This window comes from Streptomyces sp. NRRL WC-3605, assembly GCF_001509795.1.
Lineage (GTDB): Bacteria > Actinomycetota > Actinomycetes > Streptomycetales > Streptomycetaceae > Streptomyces > Streptomyces viridochromogenes.
The window spans coordinates 1-12,067 of sequence record NZ_LLZN01000059.1; the positions used below are offsets into that span (position 1 = coordinate 1).

At 70.3% G+C, this 12,067-nt stretch carries 2 protein-coding genes; one reads left to right on the forward strand and one right to left on the reverse strand.

The annotated features are described in order from the left end of the window. Window positions 1-134 precede the first annotated feature (134 nt). Window positions 135-11,465, forward strand: a complete 11,331-nt coding sequence (locus ADL34_RS18775) for a DUF6884 domain-containing protein (protein WP_062739796.1) — start codon at window positions 135-137, stop codon at window positions 11,463-11,465. 41 nt (window positions 11,466-11,506) lie between these two features. Here ADL34_RS18775 and ADL34_RS36735 read toward each other — a convergent pair whose 3' ends face one another. Continuing rightward, entirely contained in the window at window positions 11,507-11,809 is a 303-nt protein-coding gene (locus ADL34_RS36735; protein WP_234375049.1) for an endonuclease domain-containing protein, read from the reverse strand. Window positions 11,810-12,067 lie beyond the last annotated feature (258 nt).

Below are 12,067 nucleotides of genomic sequence, written 5' to 3' on the forward strand. Positions count from 1 at the left end.
CATAGGCAGACGGTACGCCTTTCGCGCTCGAACATGCCTCATGTGCCTTACAGGCTTGCCGGCCAGCTACGAGCAGGTTCGCTTGACAACCCTAGATAACCACGAGCGCCACCGGTGACTGGGACGCGATCGTGATGACGCACAACTCCTTCGGCCGCCTCGGGGTCCACCCCGTCACCGAGGCCACCTACCTGGAGGAGCTGGCCAACGAGTACCGCGTCGCCCTGGGCGCGATCGACGGCGACGACGCCAACCAGCGGCGCATCAAAGAGATCGCCAAGATGGTCGACCGGTTCGACGCCCGCGCGTCGGACCTGCGCTCGAAGGCCACCGACGCCGGCGTCACGTACGAGAACCTGGGCGTGGACTTCCTCCAGGTCGATGAAGCCCACCTGTTCAAGAACCTCGCCCTGCCGGCCACGACCGAGGGCATGTCGCTCGGCAAGCCGTCCAAGCGGGCCACCGACCTCGACCTCAAGCTCATCGTCACCCGCGAGCGCACCGGCCGGGACAACGTCACCGCCCTCTACAGCGGCACGTTCATCTCCAACTCGGTGCGCGAGATGTACGTCTTCCAGCACTACACGATGCCCAAGCGGCTGGAGAAGCTCGGGCTGGGCAGCCCGGACGCCTGGGCGGCGAACTTCATCCAATTCGAGTCCCGGCCGGAGGTCGGGGTCGACGGCGTCAGCTTCCGCCTCAAGCGGCGCCCGGTGGAATACACCAACGCCGACGAGGCCCTGGCCCTGTTCGCGGAGGTCGCGGAGCTGCGGCCCCGCGAAGAGTTCAAGATCAAGCGGCCCAAGCGTGTCGACCGCTTCATAGAGGTCGAGGCCACTCCGAATCTGGTCCAGTACGTCAGCTCGATCTCCGACCGCATCGACCAGATCCAGTCCGGCAAGGTCAAGCCGTTCGAGGACAACATGCTCAACGTCATCACGGACGGCCGGAAGGCTGCCCTGGACCTTGAGCTGGTCGGGATGGAACCGGACGGCCCGGGCAAGGTCGGGGCTGTCGTCAGGAACGTCCTGGAGATTCATGAGCGAACCAAGAACCTGAAGTTCCCCGGCTACCCGGACGACGTCTCCGGCGGCCTCCAGCTCCTCTTCTGTGACCTGGGCACCCCGAGCAAGGACCGTGGCAGTCAGGTCTACGGCAAGATCCGCCGGGGGCTGATCGACGGCCTGCCGGAGGAAGGCCTCCCAGGCATCCCCCGCGAGCGCATCCGCTTCATCCACGACTACAACAGCGACCTCGCGAAGGAACAACTATTCTCCGATGCCCGCGCGGGCAAGGTCAGCGTCCTGTTCATGTCCTCGGAGAAGGGCGGGACGGGCGTCAACGTCCAGACCCTCGGCGTCGCGCTCCACCACGTCGACCCGCCGCACAAGCCCGCCGAGTGGGAGCAGCGCGAGGGCCGACTCGACCGCCCCGGCAACCTGCTCATCGACCTCGACATGCCAGTCGAGTTCTACCGCTACATCGCGCTGAACAGCTTCGACAGCTACATGTTCCAGCAACTGGAACGCAAGCAGCGGCCCATCGTGCAGATCATGTCCGGCCGCAAGGTCGGCCGTGTCATCCAGGAGATCGACCCCGTCGGGGCGGGCTTCGGGCAGGCCAAGGCCATCGCCACGGGCAACCCGATGCTGTTGGAGCTGGCCGACGTCAACGGCGAGCTGACCATGCTCCTCAACGAGGCCGACGGCCACCGGCAGGCGCAGGCCCGCATGAAGCGCAAGGTCGAAGTCCTTGGCGACCAGATCCGTGACGCGGAGCGCACCCTGCCCTCCATGCGCGCCATGGCCGACGCGATCACCGCCGCCGGGGACGACGACACATGGCGCACCGCCGACGGCCGCCTCATCGACCCCGACGAAGTCGCCGGCGTCCTCGCGCAGACCGCACAGGGCTCCAAGCCCACCCTCGACCTGGACGCGGGCTACCGCTGGCGAGGCCTGCAAGTCGGCTTCACCTGGCACCGTCGTCAGCAGTTCGGCGGGATGACCTACGAGGGGTGGGCGCACCTGGTCGCGGGCGGACAACAGGTTGACGTTCGTCTGAACCTGAGCTGGTTCGGTAAGGGCCAGTCCTGGCGCATCGTCAAGGCGCTGGGGGAGGCCGCCGACGAAGCGGCGACCGCCCCAGCCGAGATCGAGCACAAGGTCGCCAAGTGGCGTGCGGCGCTGGAGGACACCCGGTCCCACATCGGGCGCCCCTTCGAGAAACACGCCGATCTGGAAGCTGTCCGCGAACGCAAGGCCGCGTTGGAAGAACAGATCTCGGGTGCCGCCGTCGCCTCCGACCGCGAGAGCGGGGCGGGCCCGCAGTTCGATCCTGGCGCCGCCGGCGCCGACGGCGGCCGCGAGATGACCGAGGCGGAGATGGCGATGCACGACGCCACGGTCATGGCCGGGATGCTCGGCGGAACAGCCGTTGTCGTCAGCGAAGGTCAGATCATCGGCGGGGCCCGCGTGGTCAACCGCACGGACGTGGACCTGCAGACACCTGACCTGACCGATCCACGGCAATGGGACGAGGCTGTCCGCGCGTTCACCTCGGCCGCGGCCGCCGACGCCGACGTGCAGGCATGGGCGCAGATCGACGCCAACGAGGGCGAGCCGTTCCGCGAGGGCTTCGCCGAATGGGCGCAGGACTGGGTCCTGGAGCACGCCAACCTCCCAGAGAACCGTCCGGCGTGGCTGCGCGCCTGGCTCGACCCCGAGGGGGCTGACACCCGCCGGGCCATCCTCGCCGAGGCCGCAGGGATCGCCTGGCAGCAGGCCCGGGCTGCCGCCGAAGTCGACCAGGCACCGCCCGCTGCGCAGGACACCCCACCCCGGGCCTCCGATCCGGAACCGGCACCGGCGCCCGAGGAGTCCGCCGCGCCTTCCGCGCCGTCGCAGGTCGGGCCCGAGGAACCCGCGCCAGCCGCACCAGAGGCGCCACAGGCACCCGCCGAGGACGCGGTCGAACCTGCCTCGGCGGCCTCGGCGGAGGCGCCGACCGGTGACGCAGACCGGCAGCCGCTCCTGCAGGGCCTGGTCAACGCCCTCGGCGACCGCGTCATGGTCGGCCATATCAGCGGCCCGCAGCCCGCCCGCACCCACCAGTCCGCCGGGTGGGCCATCATGGCCGTCCTCAGCGACGACCAGGTGCGCGGGCTCGTCAGCGCCGTCTCGGTCGACGGCCAGCCGGTCAGCACGGAGCCCGGCGCCATGCCCACCGAGCACGTACGGGAGTGGATCGCCGAGCAGCAGCAGACGCCGACGACCGCCTTCTACGCCTCCACCAGCAGCGAGCTGCCGCCCGCCTTGAGGGGCGACGGCGACGTCCGCCTATCGGCCCGCGCGAACGGGCTGACCATCGAACAGGGCGACGTCACCACCACGATCCTGTGGGAGGAACTCCCGGCCTGGATCGACGCCGCGGTGGCGCACAACACCGACAACCGTGATCCGTACAAGCCGTGGTGGCGGTACGGGCGCCTGGACCACGAGATCCACTTCCGGCGCGACGAGAACAACCAGGCCATCCGCACCGCGATGAACGCATTGGCCGAAGCGCTGCGCGAGACCGTGCCACCGACCGACGAACAGCTCGCCGAAGCACGCGACCGGTACGCCCCGCCGGCCGCCGCGGCACCCGGCACCGCCACGGAGCCCGCGGCCGCCGACGAGGAGAACGTGCCGGAGGAGTCCGAGCAGCTCCCCGAGGACGCCGTACCGGTTCCGGGCGCCGAGGGCTACCACTACACCGAGGAAGGCCGCACCGTCCGCCTGTACACCGATGCGGGCGAAGAGGTCGGCACGGCGAAGTGGAGCTACAGCAAGTACCGCTACCTGGGCGACGTCCAGGGCGACACCGTCCGGGGCACCGAGGACAGCGCCACCGTGGCCAAGCGCATGGCCAACCATCACGCGGTCGTCTACGGCGACCGGGTGCACTGGCCGACGCTCGATGACCAGGGCCGTGACCCGGTCTGGATCCTGCACAACGGCTCCGACACCCTCGTCTTCGGCGTGAGCCCGGAGGACGACACCGCCCGAGCGGCGATGTGGACCGGCGGCGGCTTCAAGGAATCCCGCAAGGTCGGCGGCTGGTACGTGCCTCGCACCTGGAAGGAGCCGACCCGCCGGCAGCGCGTGGACGACGTCGTGCGTGTCCTCGCGGCCGCCGGCCGCACCGTCACCGTGCACAGCACCCGGGAGGAGCGCCAGCAGCCTCCCCAGCGGCCCGCGCGGCTGCCGGAGCTGGAGGTGACCGCGCCGAACCTGAACGAGGTGCCGCAGCTCTACAACGCCGCCCCCTTCACCGACCAAGACGACCTGCAGGACGTACGGCGCCTGGAGGCCGCCTACGACCGGTGGAGCCAGCACCCCACCGTCCGGGCCTACCTCCAGCAGGACAACGACGCCCGGCCAGACGGCTTCGGCACCCCGGACAACCCCATCGCCGAACTGCACGCCACTTACCACCGGGCCCGGCTGGCGCTGCAAGAACCCGTCCCCGGCGGGCCGGACGAGATCGTCCGCCGGGTCCACGGAGTGGCCGCCTGGTGCATGGCGCTGGAGCCCGCCGTGGAACGGGATCTCCTCGATCCCCTCCAGGACGTGTACGCGGCGGCCCACGGCCTCGCCGCCCGCTCGCAGGCCACCATCGCGGCCCTGACTGCGGACCGGGACGCGGCCGCCGAGGCCGCCCTCGCCCCGGCGGAGGAGGCAAGCGCCGCCGCGCAGCAGGATCAGGGCACCCGAGGCCATGCGGGCGACGCGCCTCCCGGCACCCTGGCCGACCCGGGCCTGCGCGAGCCCGCGCTGGAGACCTTCACGGCTGCGGCGCTCGCAGACCCGCGGGTCGCACAGGCGGCCCGCGCGAACGACATCAACAACTTCGTCGTCGCCGTGGCCTCCTGGTCCAGAGAGTGGCTGACCGGGCAGTGGGCGGACGTCTCGCCAAACGAATGGCCCGACTGGGTCCGCGCCTACTTCCGTGAGGGCGACAACGCCGTAGACGACCGCAACGGCCTGTACGCCGAACTGGCGGGCCCGCTCTATGCCCAATTCCGCACCACGGACACACAACCGGCTCCCGCGCCGTTCCCTGACCTCACCACCACCGAACCGGAGGAACAGCGCGATCCATCCAACAGCGGTGACGACAGCACGGTCACAGCCGCTGAGTCCCCCGCGCATCCGCCTACGAACGACGAGCCTGGGCCCTCCGGGCGGCCCGGGCCCGGCGAGTCGACAGAGGGTGAACTGGAGAACGGCGTCTCGGGAATCGCCATCGGTCGCGGTGTGGTCGAGCCCGGCATGCATGTGGAGTACCTGCCTGGGTTCCGCCCGGGTTCTCGCACTCGTCACCCCCACGGCGGCGTGATCGTCAGCGTGGGTACCAGCAACGTGCGCTGGCGGCCCTACAAGTGGCACCAGGACGTGCGCACCCCGCTGGAGCACATGCGCATCGACCCCACGTCGGAGGACCTTCGCCGCATCAGTGCCGCCTTGGACGCCGGGCAGACGCTGCCGAGGCACCCGGAGTGGACTACATGGAGCCTGGCCGAACACCTCGCCTACGCACAGCAGGCCACATCTGCAGCCGCTGGACCTCTGGTGATCATTCCCTGCGGGTCCTCGAAGCTGGATCACAAGGCTCCCGCCGGTGAGCTGTATGTCGGCCCGTATCACCGCAGCTGCCGGGAGGCCGCTGACGCCCTCACCGCCGACGGGGGCACCGTCCTGATCTTGTCTGCCAAGTTCGGCTTGGTCACTCTGGATCACGAGATCGAGCCGTACGACTTGCGTATGGGTGAGCCGGGCTCCGTCACGGTGGAGAAGCTGCGCGAGCAGGCCCTCGACCTGGGGGTCGACGGAGCGCAAGAGGTCGTCATCCTGGCCGGGGAGACGTACAGCGACGCGGCGCTGCAGGTGTGGCCGAACGCTTCCACCCCGCTGGCCGGGCTCGGGGGACTGGGCTATCAGCGCAAGTACCTGGCCGAACTGGCCGCCCACGGGGCCGACGCCGCCGTTCCCCAGCCTTCTACGGAGTCGGCGCCGGCTGTTGCCGCAGATGCCGACGGGGATCCCGAGGGCCAGCTCAACGAGGGCGACGGTGACATCGACAGCGCGCGGGATGTCACAGACCCTCATACGCCAGCGGACGTCGAGCAGCCCATGCCAACACCCGCGCCCGACCGAGCTCGCGCCCCGCGAGGTGGAAGCCCGTCCGCACTCGACGCAGAAACCGAACAGCTCGGGTTGTTCGGCGACCCGGAACAGGACCCAGCAGAGGGCCCGACCAAGCCGGAGACGGCCAAGGGCAGGGGGGCCGTTCCTGCGGACGAAGCACCTGCCGAGTCGATGACAACCGAGGATGAAAGGGGGGCACAGCTCCAGGCGGCACTCATCAAGGGCGAGACGATCGCCCCAGTGTCGTTCACCGACCAGCGCCAGGCGGCGGGCTGGATTCTGACAACGACGGGCGGGCACACGTTCCGGCTACGCCCTGTGGCGTATGCCCTTCCGGATGAGGACCAGTGGGAGGCCGGTCACGACGCTGACGGCTCCGGCTGGTGGGCCGCGAACGTGGACGACCGGCCCCTTGCCGCCGTGCTGGCGCGCATCCGTGAGGACTCGGCGACCCGTACCCGGTTCGCTTCCCTGTGGGCCCGGTACGGGCACCTGACGGCGCAGGCCGCCCAGTTCGAGACGACCACGGATCGCATCCAGCTCGAAGAGGGTGTGTACCTGGTACGCCGGTTCGGCCGCGTCGGCCTTATCGCGTCGTGCCGGTGGGGCTGGGAGCACCTGACCGACCCGGACGGCGCGCAGGGCCGCACTGGTGAGGACTGGTCCCGGAAGGGCCCGGACAACCGTCAGTACGCCGCCGAGTGGAAGATCTGGAACTCAGCCCAGAGCGCCATTGCGAACGCACGGCTACGCGTCGTGGCCCAGCTCTCGGACGACATGGCCGACACTCCGGACGCGTACTGCGATGCGTCGACGCCGTACGTCGGCAAGTGCAGCGCGAAGCGCTCGGGCGCTCGGTACACGGTCGCCGTCGTCACTGACCAGGGCAGCGAGCTTGGTTGCTACACCGTGTGCGCACGCTGCCTGTCTCACCGGCTCCTGAACGACGAGGACAGGCACATCGGCCACCGCGACGTGCAGAGCCTCGTGGAGGACCTGGCCAAGGGTGATCCGAAGGTGGGCGACCTGCACTGGAAGCAGTGGCCCGACCGAATCGCTGAGCTGGCCGGACAGATGCTGTCGGCCTCGCTCGATGCCGGAGAGACCGCGCCCTGGCCCGCCCAGGCTCTGACGAGTCAGATCCTCGCCGAGGCGTGCGAAGCCGGTGACGACCGCGCCATGCGAGAAGCGCGAGCACAGGCGAAGGCTGCGGGCGGAGACACGCAGGAACAGAAGCAGGCAGCGGCCGAAGTGGCCACAGCACGCCGGGATCGCGCCGCGCTGGTCGCGCGGCGCGGCGCGCCCCACACGGAAGCCGCGAACGACGCCGACCATGTGGCCGTCGCCGTCCTCGAACTCGCCGGCTGGGGGGTGGAGGGTGGCGACGCGGCGCCGGAGCCTGCCGAGGAAGCAGCGCCCGAGGTCGTCAACGTCAATGCGCTGACCGTCAGGCCGCAGGAACGCAACGGCGAGCCCTCCCGGTATGAGTTCACCGTCACCGGCCCCGGGCTGACCGTCGGCGAGTACAAGATCTCCCACGACAACCAGGGCAAGGGCGCGCGGGGGATCATGTGGCGGGCGACCTGGCACGGTGTAGAGGCGTCGGGCCGGTGGGACGTGATCAGCATCGGTTCCGGCCGGGGCAAAGACGTGGCCCTGGCGGCCGTCGCTGAGCATGCGACCAAGACGGGCGGGGACTTGGCCACCGGGTTCACCGTCGCCCGCCGCATGCACTATGACGCCGGACTGTGGCTACTGCCGGAAGTCGGGGAGTCGGAGGCGATCCAGTACCACCCTGACGGCTCGTGGACGATCACCGCCGAGACCGGCGCCCTTTACACAGTCCGCTGGGAATGGGAAGGCCGCACCGCCTCCGGTGGCCTGGCGCCGCTCCTGATCGAGGACCAGGCGGGAACCTTGATCGCATCCTGCACCGCCGTCGACGGCTACATGTCGGCGTGGGCGCCAATGCTCGAACGCCTCCGCCTCCACGCCACGGCGGTCGCTGACGGGGTGCCGCACGCGACGGCCGTCACCCTCGGCGGCCCGGGGAGGTCGTGGGTCGAGGCGTGGTGTGTGTGCAGCTGGACCGAGCGCGCCGATGTCGCCGAGTACGCCGGCCGCGCCTCCGCCGGTGAGGCACTGGCTCTGGCGCACCGCCAGGCCCACGACCCGAAGACGCCGGCAGCGGCTGAGGCACCGGTCGCTGCTGAACTGCCGGAGCTGGACGTGGTGCTCCCGGACGTCGACCTGGCGACTCTCGACGTCGCCGGGCCGTACGAAACCGACGAGGAGGCGCAGACCGACATCGACCGGTTGAGCACGGCGTTCGCGCAGTGGGACGCCCTACCCACCGTCCAGCGCTTCTACGAGACAGACCGGCAGCAGCGGCCCGACGGCCAGCGAATCCCGACGAACCCCGTCGCCGAACTGGCGGCGGCGTACCGGGATGCAGAGCGGATGCTGCGGGAAGGGCCTGTGGTCTCGCCCGACGACCTGGTGCTTGAGGTCCACACGGTGGCGGTCTGGAGCGGCGTCTTGGAGCCCGTGGTCGACGAGGACCTGCGCGGCCCTCTGAGGCAGGTACGGGAGGCCGCCGCCCTCCTGGCCTCCCGCTCGTATGCGACAGTCGCCGCTTTCGAAGCGGAGCTGACCGCCCTCACGGCGGAATCGGCAGAGCAGACCACCGCCACCACGGCAGCGACCGAACCGCCACCCGCCAGCGCCCCCACCGGCGAAGGTCCCGGGGAGCCGCCTGTAGGCACGCCGACCCCGAAGGACACCGAGCCAGGGAGCGTCACGGGCGACCGCCCGGCATCGGATCCGCCAGTCGAGGCTGATGGCCCGCCTGTCGACACCGCGGGGGACACCGCCGCGGACAGCGGTCCGGCACCGGATGGCATGCCGGTCCCCCAGGACGCACCAGAGCCCCCAGCCTCGGTCCCGGTTGAGGGGATGCACGAGGCGCGGCGCGAAGCGGCGTTCCTCGAGCAGGACCGTCCCGAACCGACGGACGGCGAACAGCAGATGCCGGAACCCGGCCCGGCGGCAACGCCGCCGATCCCAGCAAGCGAGGACGCCCCCAGTGACGAAACGGCGCGAGACGCTTCGGAGGAGCAGACCATGACCACCCCGCCGATCCCGGAGACTGCCGACGCACCATCGCCGGGCGAGCCGATTGCCGAGGACCCACCTGCACCTCAGCGCTACGTCATGACCGAAGCGCTCGCCGGGGACCCGGGCTACCAGCTCCGCCTGTCTGGGCTGGACGGCCAGCGCGTCGACTCCGGCGACGTGGTGCGAGGCGACCTCGTCATCGCCACTATCCACCCGAGTTCCGGAGGCGGATGGTACGCGGAGCTGAGCGACGAGCACCTGCCGGCCGACGCCACTCTCGTGACCGGCACGCCACAGGGCGCCGCCTCCAACGCGGCCATCATGTACTCCGCGTTCACCGGCGCCCCGTATGGTCCTCCGGCCAGCGTGGCCGTCGGTGACAACACCCGGCAGCGGGTGGACGTGCTGCGGGCCGAGCTGCGGGCCGCTGCCCTGCAGCATCGCGAAGCGATTTCCAGTGCTGCCGCCCGGGCCTACTACCCCGCCTCCGAGCAGAACGAATACTTCCGGGAGCTGGTCAGCAATCTCGACGGCCTGGCGGCGGCAGTCTCCGACTCCCACGGGTCGCAGCAGATGACGCAGTACCTCGACGGCGTCCAGAGGGCGGTCAACAACTGGGGCAGTGCCCTGCCAGCCGACCCGAGTGACATGGAGCGCCGCCAGCTGGCCTTCCCGCTGGCCCATCTTCTGTACGACTCCCGGCGTCTACAGGACCAGGTGCAGGCCACGCTCGCCGCGGCCAAAGCGGAGCAGGCCGCTCTCGGTGAAAAGGCTGCACCCACCGAGCCTGATGTGCAGCCCGCGCCCGCTGCGCCAGTGGAGACCGGGCCGCCGGGGAAGGCACCTACGGATTCCCAGACTCCCGAAGTTCCGGACTCACAGACCAGCAACGAGACGCGGGAGGAGCCTCCGGCAGCGCCGACGAAGCCCGCGAACGCCCCGGAAGGCTCGGACGGCGCTGCACCGCCCGAGGAAGCCCTCGCAGAGTTCCGGAGTACCGAAGTTCCGGACTCACAGACCAGCGCGGGGGAGCCTTCGGCAGTACCGATGGAACCAGCGGACACTCCGCACCCGGAAAGCGCGGACGGTGCAGCACCGTCCGGGGAGGACGGTCTGGCCCACGAAGCTGCCGCCGACGGCATCCGCCAGTCGTCGGAAGACACACTGCAGACAGCTCAGTCGGAAGCCGCAGCAGCGCAGTCCGGGGAGCTGCCGCTGTGGACTGGCACGAACGCCCCGCCTGCGGACACCGGAGCGACGGAGTCCTCCGTCATGCCGCTGGACGTCCGCGCCGAGTTCCAGCCGGTTCTGGAGAGCTGGAAGGAACACGTCCCGCCGGAGAACGGCACCGCCCAGGACCTGGTCGCCTCACTCGAAGCCGACCTGGCGACACTGCAACTCGCCCTCGCCGAGGCGGTCACGCCTGCCGGACCCACCGCCACGCACCAGGACGCTGCCGTCCCCGACGAGTCGACGGCAGCGGCGGCGTCCCCTTCCGTCCATCGGCACGCGGGCGACGTCAACGCCGCCCTGCAGCAGGCAGACGCGCACGCCGCATCGCTCCAGGACCTCCCGGAGTGGCAGAAGATCCAGACGGTACGCGGCGCATTTGGTCATCTGTTCCATCTCATGAAGGAGAGGGCCAGGGAGCACTTCGACAAGCTGATGGGAGACCACCGGGTTGGTGAGTTCTTCCGGAAGGTCTCGATCGCCGCGTGCGACAAGGTCGCCGCGTTGGCACTGGCAGCGGCGGACCACCTTCGGCGACGGAGCGAGGGGAACGGGTCGCACGCGCCGGCCGCCGACGCTCTGCAGAACATCGCACACTCCTCGACCGCCTACGCCTCCGCCTCCGCCTCCGCCTCCGCCTCCGCCTCCGCCAGCAGCGTCAGCGGCTCGCTGATGGCATCACCGAACGACAGGCGCACCACAACGGTGAACATCCCGTCGATGAACAAGATGGGTGAGGCTCTCGCCCGTCCGTTGCCCGGTGCGACGGACGGGCGGGGGCCGCGGGTCTCCACGGCGGCCGCGCGGGGCCGGTCGAGCACGCGGTGCGGAGCCGAGACGAAGAAGCCCAGCATCGGGGAGCAGGCTGGACACCTGCGGCGCAGCGGGAGTGAGCGGCCGCAGGGCCTCAAGCCGAATCAGCGCTAGGTGCCAGCATCTGAACTCCCGCACCCTGGCCTAGACGGGCATCAAGCGTGGCCCAGGGTCGCCGTGCCGTATCGCCACCCCATCGGCGCGGCTGGCGGGCTTGCCCAGTAGTCCTGGAAGCAGGGACGGCCGGGGTGGGTGCCAGCTTTGACGCGCGCGGCGCAGGCGCCTTCCCGCTTGTTGCAGGACACGCACAGCAGGCCGCGGACGAGGCCGGTGGTGTGGTCATGGTCGATGGCGTAGGCGGGGGCGTCACAGGTGGCACAGTTGCCGTCCTGCATGTCGTGCAGACGCCACCACGCATACCAGCGGGGGATGCGTACCTTGGGCCACTGTTCGGGCAAGGGGCCGTGGTACGGACGGGGCATGTACCGGGGTGCGACCCAGTGGCCGCAGCGGTGTTCGGGCCGAACCTGGGTGGCGTGAACGAGGGGGCCCAGTTCTCCGATTAGCCATGGGACGACGAAGTCGTCGCGCCAGTGGCGGCAGCCGACAGTACTGAGGCCGCGGCTGGGGGACCACAGATGGTATCCGGCCGACCCGTCCAGAGGGCGGGTGGCATACCGCTCGTCGCCCACAGCAAACCGTGTGGGGGCGCAGGA